The organism is Mycobacterium sp. E2699 (assembly GCF_001666745.1).
Lineage (GTDB): Bacteria > Actinomycetota > Actinomycetes > Mycobacteriales > Mycobacteriaceae > Mycobacterium.
Map to the genome: position 1 here is coordinate 22,193 of NZ_LZJH01000093.1, position 16,326 is coordinate 38,518.

Genomic DNA, 16,326 nt, shown 5'->3' on the forward strand with positions numbered 1-16,326 from the left:
TCCGGCACTTTGACGCGACGGACTCGTCGGCAGGTCGGACCGCGGCGCGCATCGTCACCCGGCGGGGCTGAATTGCCGGTTCGCCCCCTCGCCGCTTGCGCGGCTGGGGGTGCCCCCACCTCGCGCCGCTTCGCGGCGCGCATCGTCACCCGGCTAGGTTGTTGCTGTGCGGTTAGGCGTGCTCGACGTGGGCAGCAACACGGTTCATCTGTTGGTGGTTGACGCCCACCGCGGTGGGCATCCCACGCCCATGAGTTCGACGAAGGCCACGCTGCGGCTCTCCGAGTCGATCGACAGCTCCGGCAAGATCACCAAGCGCGGCGCCGACAAGTTGGTCTCCACCATCAAAGAGTTCGCCAAGATCGCTGACAGCTCGGGCTGCAAGGAGCTGATGGCCTTCGCCACCTCGGCGGTCCGCGACGCCGAGAACTCCGACGACGTGCTGTCCCGGGTGCGCAAGGAAGCCGGCGTCGAGCTCGAGGTGCTGACCGGGGTCGACGAGTCGCGGCTGACCTTCCTCGCGGTGCGCCGGTGGTACGGCTGGAGCGCCGGTCGCATCATCAACCTCGACATCGGCGGCGGCTCGCTGGAGTTGTCCAGCGGCGTCGACGAGGAGCCCGAGGTCGCGTTGTCGCTGCCGCTGGGTGCGGGTCGCCTGACCCGGGAATGGCTGCCCGACGATCCGCCCGGGCGGCGGCGGGTGGCGATGCTGCGCGACTGGCTGGACGCCGAGCTGGCGGAGGCCGCCGTCACGGTCCTCGAGGCCGGGCCGCCCGACCTCGCGGTCGCCACGTCGAAAACGTTCCGTTCGCTGGCGCGGCTGACCGGGGCGGCGCCCTCGGCGGCCGGACCGCGGGTCAAGCGGACGCTGACCGAGAACGGCCTCAGGCAACTCATAGCTTTCATCTCTAGGATGACCACCGCTGACCGGGCCGAACTGGAGGGAGTGAGCGCCGAGCGGGCACCGCAGATCGTGGCGGGTGCGCTGGTGGCGGAGGCGAGCATGCGAGCGCTGTCGATCGAAGCGGTGGATATCTGCCCGTGGGCGTTACGGGAAGGTCTCATCTTGCGCAAACTCGACAGCGAAGCCGACGGAACTGCGCTGTTCGACAGTTCCTTGCGCGATGCTGGAGGTCAGAAGGCTGATCGGAACGCCAACCGATCGAGAGGCGACAAATCATGACCGGACCCCACTCCGAGACCGAGAGCCCCGGCACTCGGCCGATCTCGGTGGCCGAGCTGCTGGCCAGGAACGGAACGATCGGCGCCCCGGCGGTCACCCGGCGGCGGCGCCGTCGGCGCGGCGACAGCGACGCGGTGACCGTCGCCGAGCTCACCGGTGAGATCCCCGTCATCCGCGACCACGACGACGACCACGACGACGACCACGACGTCACCGAAGAGCCGGCCAACGGGACGATCCAGGTCGCCGAGCAGACCGCCGAGGACCGGCGCACGACCTCGTACTGGTCCGAACCCGAGCCGCGCTGGCCCAAGTCACCGCCCCAACCCAAACGGTTGTCGGGCCCGGAGCGCAGCGCCTACCCGCGGCCCCTGCCGCACCCCGAGGCCCCCGCCGATGCCGCCCAGTCCGGCGCCGAGGACATGAGCCCCGACCCGCTGGACCATTACACCGACGTCCCGGTGGACGTGATGGACTCCGAGGTGCGCGAGGCCGAACCCACGTCGGAGGATTCCGCCTTCGTGCGCTCCTTCCTGCACTCCGACTCGACGCTGTTCGGCGGCCAGACGCTCGCCGACGAGGTGGCCCGGCGGCGCGGCGGCGAGCCGTCCGCGGACTCGCTGACGGAAGAGCTCGGCGAGGACCGCCTCGACGCCGAGGTCGGCCGCGCCGACGAGGAACTGCACGAGGCGCCGAGCCGGCTCCAGGGGCTGTGGCAGGGCTTCCTGACCGTGCTGCAGTCGATCCTGGCCGTCGCGTTCGGGGCGGGGCTGTTCGTCGCGTTCGACGAGCTGTGGCGGTGGAACAGCATCGTGGCCCTGGTGCTGACGGTGCTGGTCATCCTCGGCCTCGTGGTGGGAGTCCGCGTGGTGCGCAAAACCGAGGACATCGCAAGCACGCTGATCGCCGTCGCGGTGGGGGCGCTGATCACCCTGGGGCCGCTGGTCCTGTCGCTGCAGTCGGGCTAGCCAGATCCACTGAGAACCCATAGAGACCATTGCGCCCGGCAATCAAAGTAGGCCTGTCGACGGCCTCGGTGTACCCACTGCGGGCCGAGGCCGCCTTCGAATACGCCGCCAGGCTCGGCTACGACGGGGTCGAGCTGATGGTGTGGAGCGAGTCGGTCAGCCAGGACATCGGCGCCGTCAAGAAGCTGTCCCGGCGCTATCGCGTGCCGGTGCTGTCCGTCCACGCACCCTGCCTGCTGATCTCGCAGCGGGTGTGGGGCGCCAACCCGATTCCCAAGCTCGACCGCAGCGTGCAGGCCGCCGAGCAGCTCGACGCACAGACCGTCGTCGTGCACCCGCCGTTTCGCTGGCAGCGGCGCTACGCCGAGGGGTTCAGCGACCAGGTCGCCGCCCTGGAGGCGTCCAGCGACGTCAAGGTCGCGGTGGAGAACATGTTTCCGTTCCGGGCCGACCGGTTCTTCGGGCCCGGGCAGTCCCGGGAACGGATGCGCAAGCGGGGCGGCGGCCCGGGCCCGGCGATCTCGGCGTTCGCGCCGTCCTACGACCCGCTGGACGGCGACCACGCCAACTACACGCTGGACCTGTCGCATACGGCGACGGCCGGCACCGATTCGCTGGAGATGGCCCGGCGAATGGGTGAGGGCCTGACCCACCTGCACCTGTGTGACGGCAGCGGCCTGCCGGCCGACGAGCATCTGGTGCCGGGACGCGGCACCCAACCCACCGCCGAGGTGTGCCAGATGCTGGCCGGCGGCCGCTTCGCCGGTCACGTGATCCTGGAGGTGTCGACGTCCAGCGCGCGTTCGGCCCAGGAGCGCGAAGCGATGCTCGCCGAGTCGCTACAGTTCGCGCGCACGCACCTGCTGCGCTGACCTCCGAAGACCACCAGGAGAACATGGACGCGCTATTCACCACCGCAATGACGTTGCGGGAGGCCGGTCAAGGCATCTACCCACGCGTTTTTGAAGGTGAGCTCGACAAGCACTGGACCATCGGGCCCAAGGTGCACGGTGGCGCGATGCTGGCGCTGTGCGCCAATGCCGCCCGCACCGCGTGCGGCGCGCAGCCGGACGGACCCGAACCAGTGGCCGTGTCGGCGAGCTTTTTGTGGGCGCCGGATCCGGGGCCGATGCGGCTGGTGACCTCGTTCCGCAAGCGCGGCCGCCGGGTCAGCGTGGTCGACGTCGAGCTCATGCAGGGCGAGCGCACCGCGGTGCATGCGGTGGTCAACCTTGGCCAGCCGGAGCATTTTCCGCCCGACGGCTCGCACGCGCCGCTGCTGTCGGCGAACCCGGTCCTGGATCTGATGGCTCCCGAACCCCCCGACGACGTCGAGCCCATCGGGCCGGGTCACCCCCTGGCCGGCCTGGTGCACCTCGGCGAGGGATGCGACGTGCGACCGCTGCTGTCGACGATGCGGCCGCGCGACGGCCACCCGCCGATGATCCAGATGTGGGCGCGCCCCCGCGGCGTCGCGCCGGACGCGCTGTTCGCGCTCATGTGCGGAGATCTGTCGGCGCCGGTGACCTTCGCCGTCGACCGCACCGGGTGGGCGCCCACCATCCAGCTGACGGCCTTCCTACGGGCTCTGCCCGCCGACGGGTGGCTGCGGATCCTCGCGACCTGCATGGAGATCGGACATGACTGGTTCGACGAGGACCACATCGTCGTCGACCACCTGGGCCGACTGGTGGTGCAGGCCCGGCAACTGGCGATGGTGCCCGCCGCCCGCTGACGGGCGGTGTCTGGAATGCTTTGCTCCCATGGCACGTATCGCGATCATCGGCGGCGGCAGCATCGGCGAGGCATTGCTGTCGGGCCTCCTGCGCGCGGGTCGGCAGGTCAGGGACCTGGTGGTGGCCGAACGGATGCCCGAGCGCGCCGAGTACCTGGCGGAGACCTATGCCGTGCGCGTGGCGCCGGTCGGTGACGCGGTGGACAACGCGACGTTCGTCGTCGTGGCGGTGAAGCCCGCCGACGTCGAGAGCGTGCTGGGGGAGCTGGCCCGCGCGGCCGCCGAGGCCGAGACCGACAGCCCCGAACAGGTTTTCGTCACCGTCGCGGCGGGCATCACGATCAGCTACTTCGAATCCAAGCTGCCGGCCGGAACCCCGGTGGTCCGGGCGATGCCCAACGCCGCGGCGTTGGTGGGCGCGGGCGTGACCGCGCTGGCCAAGGGCCGCTACGTCACCGAGCCACAGCTGGAAGAGGTCTCGGCGCTGTTCGACTCCGTCGGCGGCGTGCTGACCGTCCCGGAATCCCAGATGGACGCCGTGACCGCCCTGTCGGGATCCGGCCCGGCGTATTTCTTCTTGATGGTCGAGGCGCTGGTCGACGCCGGCGTCGCCGCGGGTCTGAGCCGCCAGGTCGCCACCGACCTGACGGCGCAGACGATGGCCGGCTCGGCGGCGATGCTGCTCGAACGGATGGATTCGTCGCCCTTGGCCGAGCGGGAGGCGCTGGGGGTGCGTGCGGACGCCACGGCGGCGCAGCTGCGCGCGACGGTCACCTCGCCGGGCGGCACCACCGCCGCTGCGCTGCGCGAACTGGAACGGGGCGGATTGCGGGTGGCCGTCGACGCGGCCGTCCAGGCCGCGAAAAGGCGCTCTGAGCAGCTAAGAATTACATCGGAATAATTCAAGTTTTCCGGACGGATTGTCCCTCACCAGTACCATTAACCCCATTAGTCCCGCTATTCTCCTCTTGTATGCACGTGTGGGTGCCAGCGGAGGGGAAGCCGCTGGCATTGCGCGAGCCTGACACGATTGGGTTGCGATGACGTCTACGAACGGGCCATCGGCACGCGATTCCGCTGCTAAGGGGCGGGACTCCGGTTCCGGCGATGGCCAGCAGGCCAGGACGCAATTTCTCACCGTCGCGGAGGTCGCGGCGCTGATGCGCGTCTCCAAGATGACGGTGTACCGGCTGGTGCACAACGGCGAGCTGCCCGCGGTGCGGGTCGGGCGGTCCTTCCGGGTGCACGCCAAGGCCGTCCACGACATGCTGGAGACTTCGTACTTCGACGCGGGCTGACCTGCCGCGGCCGCCGGTTTGGTGTTCCGCGCTGAGGGCCGGGTAAAGTGTCCGGGTCAAGTAGGAGCAGGTCACCGGTCAGATAGCGGAGTTCATGGGTTCAGTAATCAAGAAGCGGCGCAAGCGTATGTCGAAGAAGAAGCACCGCAAGCTGCTGCGTCGCACCCGGGTGCAGCGCAGAAAACTCGGCAAGTAAGCCCGAGTAAGCCCAGTCGACCGTCGCGTCGCCGTAACGCCGCCGTCTAGCACGCCCGTTAGGCTGTTCGGGTGGATCAGTCGAGTGGGGAAGGTGCCGCAACCGGCACCGTGCACTACCCCAAAGTGGTGCTCGTCACCGGTGCCTGCCGGTTCCTGGGCGGCTACCTGACTGCCCGGCTCGCGCAGAACCCGTTGATCAAAGCGGTCATCGCGGTGGACGCGATCGCCCCCAGCAAGGACATGCTGCGCCGCATGGGGCGCGCCGAGTTCGTTCGCGCCGACATTCGTAATCCCTTCATTGCCAAGGTGATTCGCAACGGCGACGTCGACACCGTGGTGCACGCCGCGGCGGCGTCGTACGCCCCGCGATCCGGTGGCAGCGCCGCGCTGAAGGAAATCAACGTGATGGGCGCGATGCAACTCTTCGCGGCCTGCCAGAAGGCGCCTTCGGTGCGCCGCGTCGTGTTGAAGTCGACGTCGGAGGTGTACGGGTCGAGCGCGCACGATCCGGTCATGTTCACCGAGGACAGCAGCAGCCGGCGGCCGTTTCGCGACGGCTTCGCCAAGGACAGCCTCGACATCGAGGGGTACGTGCGCGGGCTGGCCCGGCGGCGCCCCGACATCGCGGTGACGATTCTGCGGCTGGCCAACATGATCGGCCCGGCGATGGACACCTCGCTGTCGCGGTATCTGGCGGGGCCGTTGGTCCCGACGATGTTCGGCCGCGACGCCCGGTTGCAGTTGCTGCACGAGCAGGACGCGCTCGGCGCCCTCGAGCGCGCGGCGATGGCCGGCAAGGCCGGCACCTTCAACATCGGCGCCGACGGCATCATCATGCTCTCGCAGGCGATCCGGCGGGCGGGCCGAATACCGGTGCCGGTGCCCGGGTTCGGCGTGTGGGCGCTGGATTCGCTGAGACGGGCCAACCGCTATACCGAGATCACCCGGGATCAGTTTGAGTATTTGAGTTACGGCCGCGTCATGGACACCACCAGAATGCGGACGGAGCTCGGCTACCAGCCAAAATGGACGACGGCCGAGGCGTTCGACGACTACGTCCGCGGCCGTGGCCTGACTCCCATAATCGACCCTGATCGGGTACGCTCCCTGGAGGGTCGCGTCGTAGCGTTAGCGCAGCGCTGGGGAAGCCGAAATCCAATTCCATGGGGCGGGGTCAGGTAGAGATCGTGACGGGCGAAACCAGAGCGAACGTCATTCCACTACATACAAATCGGGGTCGGGTCGCTGCGCGCCGTCGAGCCGATCAACGCGCGGAATCGTCCCGCCAACATCCCTCGCTGCTGTCCGATCCCCGCGGCCGAGCGTCGGCTGAACAGATCGCCGCGGTCGTTCGCGAAATCGACGAACACCGCCGCGCCGCTGGTGCACCGTCGACGGCCGAGGCGCCGCTCAACGAGCTCGCACAACGGGTGGCCGCGGTTGCCGGCTTTTTGCGGCAGCGGTTCACGGGCGACTACACCGTCGACGAGTTCGGCTTCGATCCGCACTTCAACAGCGCGGTCGTCCGGCCTTTGCTGCGGTTCTTCTTCCGGTCGTGGTTCCGGGTCGAGGTCAGCGGCATCGAGAACCTGCCGAGCGACGGGGCCGCGCTGGTGGTGGCCAATCACGCCGGGGTGTTGCCGTTCGACGGGCTGATGCTGTCGGTGGCGGTGCACGACGAACACCCGGCGCACCGGGACCTGCGGCTGCTGGCCGCCGACATGGTGTTCGACCTGCCGGTGGTCGGCGAAGCCGCGCGCAAGGCGGGCCACACCATGGCCTGCACGACGGACGCGCACCGCCTGCTGGCCGCCGGCGAACTCACCGCCGTGTTCCCGGAGGGCTACAAGGGCCTGGGCAAGCGCTTCGAGGACCGCTATCGACTGCAGCGGTTCGGGCGCGGCGGATTCGTGACGGCGGCGCTGCGCACCAAGGCCCCGATCGTTCCGTGCTCGATCGTCGGTTCCGAAGAGATCTACCCGATGCTCACCGACGTCAAGCTGCTGGCGCGGCTGTTCGGCCTGCCCTACTTCCCGATCACTCCGCTGTTCCCGCTGGCCGGCCCCGCCGGGCTGGTGCCGCTGCCGTCGAAGTGGCGCATCGCGTTCGGTGAACCGATCTACACGAACGACTACGCCGCCTCCGACGCCGAGGACCCGATGGTCACCTTCGAGCTGACCGACCAGGTGCGCGAGACGATCCAGCAGACCCTGTACCGGCTGCTGGCCGGGCGCCGCAACATCTTCTTCGGCTAGCGAAACGCCCCGGCGCCGCGTGGCGCGACACCGGGGCCGTCTTGCGTCGCAGAACTACTTGACGAGCGTGAACTGGCAGACGTCGGTGTAGCTGTCACGGAACAGGTCCGAGCAGCCCCTCAGGTAGTGCATGTAGATGTCGTAGGTCTCCTGCCCCTTCAGGGCGATCGCCTCGTCCTTGTGCGCCTCGAGCGCATCCGCCCACGCGTTCAGCGTCGGCACGTAGTTCTTGCCGATGCGGTGGTAGCGCTCGACCTTCCAGCCCGCGTTGGACGAGTAGTGGTCGACCTGTGAGATCCGCGGCAGCCGCCCGCCCGGGAAGATCTCCGTCAGGATGAACTTGATGAAGCGCAGCAGGCTCATCGGCGACGTCAGGCCGAGCTCCTGGGCCTCCTCCTTGTCCGGGATGATGATCGTGTGCAGCAGCATCCGGCCGTCGTCGGGCGTCAGGCTGTAGAACTTCTTGAAAAAGGTGTCGTAGCGCTCGAATCCGGCATCGCCGGCGCCGTCGGCGAAGTGCTCGAACGCGCCGAGTGACACGATGCGGTCCACCGGCTCGTCGAATTCCTCCCAGCCCTGGATTCGCACCTCCTTGCGGCGCGGGCTGTCCATCTCCTCGAACTTGGCCACGTCGTGGGCGTACTGGTTCTCGCTCAGCGTCAGGCCGATGACGTTGACGTCGTACTCGGCCACCGCGTGCCGCATGGTCGCGCCCCAGCCGCAGCCGATGTCGAGCAGCGTCATGCCCGGCTCCAGGTTCAGCTTGTCCAGCGCGAGCTTGCGCTTGGCGTACTGCGCCTCTTCCAGCGTCTTGGTCAGGTGATTGGGGTCCGGCTTCTCGTCGAAGTACGCGCAGCTGTAGGTCATCGACGGGTCAAGCCACAGCTTGAAGAACTCGTTCGACTTGTCGTAGTGGGATCGGACTGCCTCGACCGGCGGCTTCAGCTGGGTGCCACCCGTTTCACCCTGTGACATTGGAATCGCCCTACTTTCCGGCTGATATCGATGCGATCGCGGCGACGGTTTCTTCAGCGCCAGCGTCCTGGTGTGCGGCTTCCCCCAGCATCGTAACGACACTGGTGACGACCGGCTTGCCCTCGGCGTCTGTGACTTCGCTGCGGATCTCAGCGACGACGGCGCCGTGGGATTCGATCACCGAGTCTAGATAGGTGTCGAAGTAGAGCTTATCGTGCGCCAATATCGGCCGGTGAAACTGGAATTTCTGGTCGCGGTGCATGACCCGGGCGATGTTGATCGGGATGCTGAACTTGGTGAAGATCTCCAACTGCACGCGCCGCCCCGCGATGGCCAGGAACGTCAGCGGCGCCACCAGCGCGGGGTAGCCGGCGGCGGCGGCGTCGGCCTCGTTGTAGTGCGCCGGGTGATCGTCCTTGACGGCCTGGGCGAACTCCCGGATCTTCTCGCGCCCCACCTGGAAGTAGTCCGGTGCCCGGTAGTGGCTGCCGATGATCCCTCGGGCCGATTCTGGGACTGTCATGCCGCTGTGCTCTCCGCTCGATTACGTCTCAGCGGCGCAGCCTATCAGCGCGATTGGCGCCGCGACGCCAGCGCCGCCAGCGCGCCCCCGGCCGCGCCCAGGGCCAGCGCCGAGGGCACCCCGATCCGCGCGGCCTTGCGGGCGGTGCGGAAGTCGCGGATCTCCCACCCCCGTTCGCGGGCGAGGGCCCGCAGGCGGGCGTCGGGGTTGATGGCCACCGCCGTGCCGACCAGCGACAGCATCGGCACGTCGTTGTAGCTGTCGGAATAGGCCGTGCAGCGCTTGAGGTTGAGGCCCTCGCGGATGGCCAGCGAGCGCACCGCGTGCGCCTTGCCGGGGCCGTGCAAAATCTCGCCGACCAGCCTGCCGGTGAACACGCCGTCCACCGACTCGGCGACCGTGCCCAGCGCGCCGGTCAGCCCGAGCCGTCGCGCGATCGTCGCCGCCAGCTCGTAGGGGGTGGCGGTGATCAGCCACACCTGCTGGCCGGCGTCCAGGTGCATCTGGGTGAGCTCGCGGGTGCCGGGCCAGATCTTGTCGGCGATGATCTCGTCGTAGACCTCCTCGCCCAGCGCGACCAGCTGCTCGACGGAGCGGCCCTCGATGAACGCGAGGGCCTTGCGCCGGCCGGCGGCGACGTCGTCGCTGTTCTCCGTGCCGAACCACTGAAACTTGGCCTGGGCGTAAATGAATCCGAGCACATCGCGGTAGGTGAAGTAGTTGCGGGCGGCCAGGCCCCGTCCGAAATGCACGGCCGACGAACCCTGCACCAGGGTGTTGTCCACGTCGAAGAACGCGGCCGCGGTCAGGTCGATCGGCGGCTGCGGGCGGCCCTCGTCGGGCGCGGCGGGGGCGACGGTGGCCAGATCCTCGAGCGCGCGTTCGGCGCTCGCGTTGTCGACCAGCGCGTCGAGGTCGGGGCGGCCGGCGGGGTCCGCGCCGCCCGGCTCAGAGGAAGCCGATGAAGCCAAGGCCCAACCTCCTAGATCGCTGTGCCGCCGGGTAATCCGTGGGATGACCGTTCTCAACCCTATCCGGCGGGGATTCCGGGCGGTTTGCGCGCCTGAGGCGTCAGGTCAGGACCACATGGCCAAATTCGTTGACATCGCTCCGGTGTAGTTGGCATGCGCCGTCTCGCCCGCGGCCCGCAGTTGGGCCAGGGCCTCGCGCATCATCGCTTCGCCGCGGGCCCAGTGCCGATGCGCCTCGACGTGGGCCGCCGCGCCGCTGCCCGTCCATGTCGAGTGCAAAGTGCTTACCAGAGAATCGATTTCGGCCAGCATGTCTTCGGCATAGCGGCCGAATTCGGTCATTCGTTGCACGGCGTCGGCCAGCGCCCGGGGATCCACCCGAAACGGCTCAGCCACGGCGCACCCCGCGCAGAGCCTGGGCCGACGCCGCCTCGTTCTCCCGGTAGAGGCCGCCGGCCCGGGCCACCAGCCGCGCCAGCATCGAGAGGCCGACCTCCACCTCGCCGGCACCGCGGTGCCACAGCTCCCATGCGTCGGCGTAGGCGCTTCCCGACGTGCCGCGCCAGCCGCCGAGCATGTCGCCGACCTGGGCGTTGAGCTCCGCGAACTGGTTCCGCAGGTCCTCGGCGCGCCCCGCCAGCGCCTCGGCGAACCCCCGCATCGCCTCGGGATCGACCCGCACCGCGTCCTGGGCAGCCACATCGGCAACCTAACCGCCGCGGCGTGGCCCCACAATTCACCGACGCGAGTGCCACACTGTTCGCCATGACGCAGGGCACCGGCCGGCCGCGGGTGGAGCTGCTGACCCGCGACGGCTGCACGATCTGCGCGCGGGTGCACGCGCGGCTGGTCGAGCTCGCCGACGAGCTGGGCTTCGAGCTGGCGGCGACCGACGTCGACGCCGCCGCGGCGGCGGGCAACCCGGGCCTGCGTGCCGAGTTCGGCGATCGGTTGCCGGTGGTTCTGCTCAACGGGCGCGAGCACAGTTACTGGGAGGTGGACGAGCCGCGGCTGCGCGCGGACCTCGCTCGGTAACGGCGGTCACTTATTTGGTAGCCCAGCTGATCAACGATTACCGTGGACAGCAGTTCAGTTACTGGGGAAGCAAGGGAGCTGGCCAGGTGATGCTGCCGTGAGCGTCCTGCTCTTCGGGGTTTCGCACCGCAGTGCGCCGGTCTCCGTCCTGGAACAACTCAGCATCGACGAATCCGATCAGGTCAAGATCGTCGATCGGGTGTTGCAGTCGCCGCTGGTGACCGAGGCGATGGTGCTCTCGACGTGCAACCGGGTCGAGGTCTACGCCGTCGTCGACGCGTTCCACGGCGGGTTGGCGGTGGTCGGGCAGGTGCTGTCGGAACACTCCGGGATGTCGATGGGCGACCTGACCAAGTACGCCTACGTGCGCTACAGCGAGGCCGCCGTCGAGCACCTGTTCGCGGTGGCCAGCGGCCTGGATTCCGCGGTGGTCGGCGAGCAGCAGGTGCTGGGCCAGGTGCGCCGCGCCTACGGGACCGCCGAGGCCAACCGCACCGTCGGCCGGGTGCTGCACGAGCTGGCCCAGCGGGCGCTGTCGGTGGGCAAGCGGGTGCACTCCGAAACCGCCATCGACGCCGCCGGCGCGTCGGTGGTTTCGGTCGCCCTGGGCATGGCCGAGCGCAGGCTGGGCGGGCTGGCGGGCAAGACCGCCGTGGTCGTCGGCGCCGGGGCGATGGGCGCGCTGTCCTCGGCGCACCTGACCCGGGCCGGCATCGAGCAGGTCGCGGTGGTCAACCGCTCGGCCTCGCGCGCGCAGCGGCTGGCCCGCAAGATCCGCGAATCCGGCGTGCGGGCCGAGGCGCTGACCCTGGACCGGCTGCCCGACGCGCTGGCGGACGCCGACGTCGTGGTCAGCTGCACGGGCGCGGTGAGCCCCGTCGTCTCACTGGCGGACGTGCACCACGCGCTGGCCGCGGCCCGCCGGGACGAGGCCGCCCACCCGCTGGTCATCTGCGACCTGGGCATGCCGCGCGACGTCGACCCGGCGGTGGCCGGACTGCCCGGGGTCTGGGTCGTCGACGTGGACCGCGTGCAGCGCGAGCCGTCGGCCCACGCCGCGGCCGCCGACGTCGACGCCGCGCGCCACATCGTGGCGACCGAGGTCGCCACCTACCTGGCGGGGCAGCGGATGGCCGAGGTCACCCCGACGGTGACGGCGCTGCGACAGCGGGCCGCCGACGTCGTCGAGGCGGAGTTGCTGCGCCTCGACAACCGGCTGCCCGGCCTGGAAAGCGCCCACCGGGAAGAGGTGGCGCGCACCGTGCGCCGCGTGGTCGACAAGCTGCTGCACGCACCCACCGTGCGGATCAAACAGCTCGCCAGCGCCCCGGGCGGCGACAGCTACGCCGAGGCGCTGCGCGAACTCTTCGAACTCGACCAGACCGCCATTGACTCGGTCGCCGCTGTGGCCGCTGGTGAATTGCCAGTCGCGCCAAGCCGATTCGACGCCACGCCGCAACAGTCCGGCGAGTAGCCGATTGCCGCACGTGATCCGGATAGGCACCCGGGGCAGCCTGTTGGCCACCACCCAGGCCGGTGTGGTCAGGGACGCCCTGATCGCCAACGGCCATCCCGCCGAACTGGTGACCATCACCACGGCCGGCGACCGGTCGTCGGCCCCCATCCAGAGCCTGGGCGTGGGCGCCTTCACGACCGCGTTGCGGGAGGCCATCGAGGACGGCCGCGTGGACGCCGCGGTGCACTCGCACAAAGATTTGCCGACGGCCGACGACCCGCGGTTCACCATCGCCGCGATACCGCCGCGCAACGACCCCCGCGACGCGCTCGTCGCGCGCGACGGCCTGGTGCTGGGTGAGTTGCCGGCGGGCTCGCTGGTGGGCACGTCGTCGCCGCGCAGGGCCGCACAGCTTAGAGCATTGGGTCTCGGTTTGGAAATCCGCCCCCTACGAGGCAACCTAGATACCAGGTTGAACAGGGTAAGCAGTGGTGATCTTGACGCGATCGTGGTGGCCAGGGCCGGTCTCGCCCGGCTGGGCCGCCTCGACGATGTCACCGAGACGCTGGAGCCGGTGCAGATGTTGCCAGCACCGGCTCAAGGAGCGCTCGCCGTCGAGTGCCGCGCCGGTGACGAACTGGCCGCGGTGCTGGCGGAGTTGGACGACGCCGACACGCGCGCGGCGGTCACCGCGGAGCGGGCCCTGCTCGCCGAATTGGAGGCCGGTTGCTCCGCACCGGTGGGCGCGATCGCCGAGGTGGTCGAGTCCATCGACGACGAGGGCCGCGTCTTCGAAGAGCTGTCGCTGCGCGGCTGCGTGGCGGCGCTGGACGGGTCCGACGTGATCCGCGCGTCCGGCATCGGCACTCCCGGTCGGGCACGGGAGCTGGGGCTCTCGGTCGCCGCCGAGCTGCTCGAGCTGGGGGCCGAAGAGCTGATTGGGGGAGCGCGGCAAGACCCCGCGCGAGGAAACTGAAGAGAGTCACTTGGGAGCGACAATGACGACGCGAGGGCGTAAGCCGAGACCGGGCCACATCACGTTCGTGGGCTCGGGCCCCGGCGACCCGGGACTGTTGACGACGCGGGCTGCCACGGTGCTGGCCAACGCCGCCCTGGTGTTCACCGACCCCGACGTGCCCGAACCCGTGCTCGCGCTGATCGGCAGGGATCTGCCGCCGGTCTCCGGCCCGGCGCCGGCCGGCCCGGAAGCCAAGGCCGAGGGCAACCCCGACGGTGACGCCGGCCAGGCCGGGCCCGCGGTGATCACCGAGGGCCCCGATATCCGCCCGGCGCTGGGCGAGCCCGCCGAGGTCGCCAAAACGCTTGTCGCCGAGGCCCGTACGGGCGCCGACGTGGTGCGGCTGGTGGCCGGCGACCCGCTGACGCTCGACGCGGTCATCACGGAGGTGAACGCCGTCGCGCGCAGCCACCTGCACATCGAGATCGTGCCCGGGCTGGCCGCCACCAGCGCCGTCCCCACCTATGCGGGGCTGCCGCTGGGCTCGTCGCACACGGTCGCCGACGTGCGCGGCGACGTGGACTTCGACGCGCTCGCGGCGGCGCCCGGCCCGCTGATCCTGCAGGCCACCGCGTCGCACGTGGCCGACGCGGCCCGCGCCCTGATCGAGCACGAGCTGGCCGAGGCCACCCCCTGCGTGGTGACCGCGCAGGGCACCACCTGCCAGCAGCGCTCGGTCGAGACCACGCTGGCCGGCCTGACCGATCCCGCCGTCCTGGGCGGCAACGACCCGGCCGGCCCGATGACCGGGCCGCTGGTGGTGACCATCGGCAAGACGGTGGCCAGCCGGGCAAAGCTGAACTGGTGGGAGAGCCGCGCGCTGTACGGCTGGACCGTGTTGGTGCCCCGCACCAAGGACCAGGCCGGCGAGATGAGCGAGCGGCTGACGTCCTACGGCGCCCTGCCGATCGAGGTGCCGACCATCGCCGTCGAGCCCCCGCGCAGCCCCGCCCAGATGGAGCGGGCCGTCAAGGGCCTGGTCGACGGCCGCTTCCAGTGGGTGGTGTTCACCTCCACCAACGCGGTGCGCGCGGTGTGGGAGAAGTTCGGCGAGTTCGGGCTGGACGCCCGGGCGTTCTCCGGGGTGAAGATCGCCTGCGTCGGCGAGTCGACGGCCGACCGGGTCCGCGCCTTCGGGATCAGCCCCGAGCTGGTGCCGGCCGGCGAGCAGTCCTCGCTGGGCCTGCTCGACGACTTCCCGCCCTACGACAGCGTTTTCGACCCGGTGAACCGGGTCCTGCTGCCGCGGGCCGACATCGCCACCGAGACGCTGGCCGAGGGGCTGCGCGAGCGCGGCTGGGAGATCGAGGACGTCACGGCCTACCGGACCGTGCGCGCCGCGCCGCCGCCGGCGGCCACCCGCGAGATGATCAAGACGGGCGGCTTCGACGCGGTGTGCTTCACCTCCAGCTCGACCGTGCGCAACCTGGTCGGCATCGCCGGCAAACCGCACGCGCGCACGATCATCGCCTGCATCGGCCCCAAGACCGCCGAGACCGCCGCGGAATTCGGCCTGCGGGTGGACGTCCAGCCCGACACCGCCGCCGTCGGCCCCCTGGTCGATGCGTTGGCCGAGCACGCCGCGCGGCTGCGCGCCGAGGGGGCGCTGCCGCCGCCGCGTAAGAAGAGCCGCAGGCGCTAGTGGCCGCCGGTCGGGCGAGTGTGCGTGTCTGTACAGCGACACGCCGTCTGGGCTGGCATTCTGCGCACGCTCGCGGCGACGGACGAGCATGAGTTACCCCCGGCAGCGCCCGCGCCGGCTCCGCTCGACACCCGCGTTGCGTCGCCTGGTGGCGCAAACGTCGCTGGAGCCAAGGCATTTGGTGCTGCCGATGTTCGTCGCCGACGGGATCGACGAACCGCGGCCGATCGCATCGATGCCCAACGTCGTTCAGCACAGCCGGGATTCGCTGCGCCGGGCCGCCGAGGAGGCCGTCGCCGCCGGGGTTGGCGGGGTGATGCTGTTCGGCGTTCCCCGCGATCAGGACAAGGACGCGACCGGCTCGGCCGGCACCGATCCGGACGGCATCCTCAACGTCGCGCTGCGCGACCTGGCCAAGGATCTCGGTGACGCCACGGTGTTGATGGCCGACACCTGCCTGGACGAGTTCACCGACCACGGGCACTGCGGCGTCCTGGACGCCCGCGGCCGGGTGGACAACGACGCCACCCTGGCCCGCTACGTCAAACTGGCTGTGGCACAGGCGGAATCGGGCGCCCATGTGGTCGGACCGAGCGGCATGATGGACGGCCAGGTGGCCGCGATCCGCGACGGCCTGGACGCGGCCGGCTACACCGACGTGGTGATCCTGGCCTACGCCGCCAAGTTCGCCTCGGCGTTCTACGGCCCGTTCCGCGAGGCGGTGAGCTCGAGCCTGTCCGGTGACCGGCGCACCTACCAGCAGGAGCCCGGCAACTTCCGGGAGGCGCTGCGCGAGGTGCGGCTGGACCTCGACGAGGGAGCCGACATCGTGATGGTCAAGCCCGCCCTGGGTTACCTCGATGTGCTGGCGGCGGCGGCGGAGGTCTCGCCGGTGCCGGTGGCCGCGTACCAGGTGTCGGGCGAGTACGCCATGATCTGCGCCGCGGCCGCCAACGATTGGATCGACGAGCGCGCCGCCGCCCTGGAGTCGCTGACCGGCATCCGGCGCGCCGGGGCCGACATCGTGCTCACCTATTGGGCCGCGGATGCGGCAAGCTGGCTGTCGTGA

19 protein-coding genes are annotated in these 16,326 nt (G+C 70.1%); 14 read left to right on the forward strand and 5 right to left on the reverse strand.

All coding sequences use genetic code 11. The features are described 5' to 3' along the window. Positions 1-166 precede the first annotated feature (166 nt). The 9 genes from A5696_RS17065 (at position 167) to A5696_RS17100 (ending at position 7,637) form a co-directional block, all read left to right on the forward strand. Positions 167-1,183, forward strand: coding sequence for a Ppx/GppA family phosphatase (locus A5696_RS17065; RefSeq protein ID WP_067881392.1), 1,017 nt, complete (start codon positions 167-169; stop codon positions 1,181-1,183). Continuing rightward, positions 1,180-2,151 (forward strand): hypothetical protein, encoded by a 972-nt coding sequence (locus A5696_RS17070; protein WP_067881394.1) that lies wholly within the window; start codon positions 1,180-1,182, stop codon positions 2,149-2,151. The genes A5696_RS17065 and A5696_RS17070 overlap by 4 nt, the downstream gene beginning before the upstream one ends. A gap of 29 nt (positions 2,152-2,180) precedes the next feature. After that, a complete protein-coding gene (locus tag A5696_RS17075) occupies positions 2,181-3,023 on the forward strand; it encodes a sugar phosphate isomerase/epimerase (protein ID WP_067881397.1) in 843 nt (280 codons plus the stop codon). A 23-nt stretch (positions 3,024-3,046) separates the two neighbouring features. Then, positions 3,047-3,886 carry a thioesterase family protein gene (locus A5696_RS17080; RefSeq protein WP_067881400.1) on the forward strand — a complete coding sequence of 280 codons (840 nt, stop codon included), beginning with the start codon at positions 3,047-3,049 and terminating at the stop codon, positions 3,884-3,886. A gap of 28 nt (positions 3,887-3,914) precedes the next feature. Next, on the forward strand, positions 3,915-4,787 hold the full coding sequence (proC, locus tag A5696_RS17085; protein WP_067881403.1) for a pyrroline-5-carboxylate reductase: 873 nt from the start codon (positions 3,915-3,917) through the stop codon (positions 4,785-4,787). 139 nt (positions 4,788-4,926) lie between these two features. Then, complete coding sequence (locus tag A5696_RS17090) at positions 4,927-5,184, forward strand: cell division/environmental response transcriptional regulator (protein WP_066917724.1); 258 nt, start codon at positions 4,927-4,929, stop codon at positions 5,182-5,184. Positions 5,185-5,278: 94 nt separating this feature from the next. After that, positions 5,279-5,380, forward strand: a complete 102-nt coding sequence (locus A5696_RS27195) for a 30S ribosomal protein bS22 (RefSeq protein WP_003402602.1) — start codon at positions 5,279-5,281, stop codon at positions 5,378-5,380. Positions 5,381-5,451: 71 nt separating this feature from the next. Beyond that, complete coding sequence (locus A5696_RS17095; protein WP_067881405.1) at positions 5,452-6,564, forward strand: SDR family oxidoreductase; 1,113 nt, start codon at positions 5,452-5,454, stop codon at positions 6,562-6,564. Next, a complete protein-coding gene (locus A5696_RS17100) occupies positions 6,546-7,637 on the forward strand; it encodes a lysophospholipid acyltransferase family protein (protein ID WP_156738449.1) in 1,092 nt (363 codons plus the stop codon). The genes A5696_RS17095 and A5696_RS17100 overlap by 19 nt, the downstream gene beginning before the upstream one ends. A 54-nt stretch (positions 7,638-7,691) precedes the next feature. On the opposite strand, the gene cmaA2 is transcribed toward A5696_RS17100, so the two are convergent. From cmaA2 to A5696_RS17125, 5 genes are all read right to left on the reverse strand, one after another. Next, the gene (gene cmaA2, locus A5696_RS17105; protein WP_067881408.1) at positions 7,692-8,612 is read right to left on the reverse strand and encodes a cyclopropane mycolic acid synthase CmaA2; all 921 of its coding nucleotides are present in this window, start codon (positions 8,610-8,612) and stop codon (positions 7,692-7,694) included. A gap of 10 nt (positions 8,613-8,622) precedes the next feature. After that, the gene (locus A5696_RS17110) at positions 8,623-9,135 is read right to left on the reverse strand and encodes a MaoC family dehydratase N-terminal domain-containing protein (protein WP_067881411.1); all 513 of its coding nucleotides are present in this window, start codon (positions 9,133-9,135) and stop codon (positions 8,623-8,625) included. A 44-nt stretch (positions 9,136-9,179) separates the two neighbouring features. Continuing rightward, positions 9,180-10,106 carry an HAD family phosphatase gene (locus A5696_RS17115; protein ID WP_067881414.1) on the reverse strand — a complete coding sequence of 309 codons (927 nt, stop codon included), beginning with the start codon at positions 10,104-10,106 and terminating at the stop codon, positions 9,180-9,182. 105 nt (positions 10,107-10,211) lie between these two features. After that, positions 10,212-10,502 carry a WXG100 family type VII secretion target gene (locus tag A5696_RS17120; protein ID WP_067881418.1) on the reverse strand — a complete coding sequence of 97 codons (291 nt, stop codon included), beginning with the start codon at positions 10,500-10,502 and terminating at the stop codon, positions 10,212-10,214. Continuing rightward, on the reverse strand, positions 10,495-10,806 hold the full coding sequence (locus tag A5696_RS17125) for a WXG100 family type VII secretion target (protein ID WP_082956524.1): 312 nt from the start codon (positions 10,804-10,806) through the stop codon (positions 10,495-10,497). Before A5696_RS17125 ends, A5696_RS17120 begins: the two co-directional genes overlap by 8 nt. Positions 10,807-10,871: 65 nt before the next feature. Here A5696_RS17125 and A5696_RS17130 point away from each other — a divergent pair, with 65 nt between their 5' ends. From A5696_RS17130 to hemB, 5 genes are all read left to right on the forward strand, one after another. Continuing rightward, positions 10,872-11,141 (forward strand): glutaredoxin family protein, encoded by a 270-nt coding sequence (locus A5696_RS17130; protein WP_067881548.1) that lies wholly within the window; start codon positions 10,872-10,874, stop codon positions 11,139-11,141. A gap of 97 nt (positions 11,142-11,238) precedes the next feature. Continuing rightward, entirely contained in the window at positions 11,239-12,615 is a 1,377-nt protein-coding gene (locus A5696_RS17135; RefSeq protein WP_067881421.1) for a glutamyl-tRNA reductase, read from the forward strand. A 13-nt stretch (positions 12,616-12,628) separates the two neighbouring features. Continuing rightward, positions 12,629-13,573: a hydroxymethylbilane synthase gene (gene hemC / locus A5696_RS17140; RefSeq protein ID WP_067881551.1), complete on the forward strand. Its 945-nt coding sequence runs from the start codon at positions 12,629-12,631 to the stop codon at positions 13,571-13,573. 22 nt (positions 13,574-13,595) lie between these two features. Next, positions 13,596-15,257 (forward strand): uroporphyrinogen-III synthase, encoded by a 1,662-nt coding sequence (locus A5696_RS17145; protein ID WP_067881424.1) that lies wholly within the window; start codon positions 13,596-13,598, stop codon positions 15,255-15,257. An 88-nt stretch (positions 15,258-15,345) separates the two neighbouring features. Beyond that, positions 15,346-16,326, forward strand: coding sequence for a porphobilinogen synthase (gene hemB / locus A5696_RS17150; RefSeq protein ID WP_067881427.1), 981 nt, complete (start codon positions 15,346-15,348; stop codon positions 16,324-16,326).

Coding starts and splice junctions, on each gene's coding strand:
- A5696_RS17070 (WP_067881394.1), top strand. CDS start 1,180: ATGACCGGACCCCACTCCGAGACCGAGAGCCCCGGCACTCGGCCGATC.
- proC (WP_067881403.1), top strand. CDS start 3,915: ATGGCACGTATCGCGATCATCGGCGGCGGCAGCATCGGCGAGGCATTG.
- hemB (WP_067881427.1), top strand. CDS start 15,346: ATGAGTTACCCCCGGCAGCGCCCGCGCCGGCTCCGCTCGACACCCGCG.
- A5696_RS17090 (WP_066917724.1), top strand. CDS start 4,927: ATGACGTCTACGAACGGGCCATCGGCACGCGATTCCGCTGCTAAGGGG.
- A5696_RS17100 (WP_156738449.1), top strand. CDS start 6,546: ATGGGGCGGGGTCAGGTAGAGATCGTGACGGGCGAAACCAGAGCGAAC.
- A5696_RS27195 (WP_003402602.1), top strand. CDS start 5,279: ATGGGTTCAGTAATCAAGAAGCGGCGCAAGCGTATGTCGAAGAAGAAG.
- cmaA2 (WP_067881408.1), bottom strand. CDS start 8,612: ATGTCACAGGGTGAAACGGGTGGCACCCAGCTGAAGCCGCCGGTCGAG.
- A5696_RS17110 (WP_067881411.1), bottom strand. CDS start 9,135: ATGACAGTCCCAGAATCGGCCCGAGGGATCATCGGCAGCCACTACCGG.
- A5696_RS17130 (WP_067881548.1), top strand. CDS start 10,872: ATGACGCAGGGCACCGGCCGGCCGCGGGTGGAGCTGCTGACCCGCGAC.
- A5696_RS17145 (WP_067881424.1), top strand. CDS start 13,596: ATGACGACGCGAGGGCGTAAGCCGAGACCGGGCCACATCACGTTCGTG.
- A5696_RS17080 (WP_067881400.1), top strand. CDS start 3,047: ATGGACGCGCTATTCACCACCGCAATGACGTTGCGGGAGGCCGGTCAA.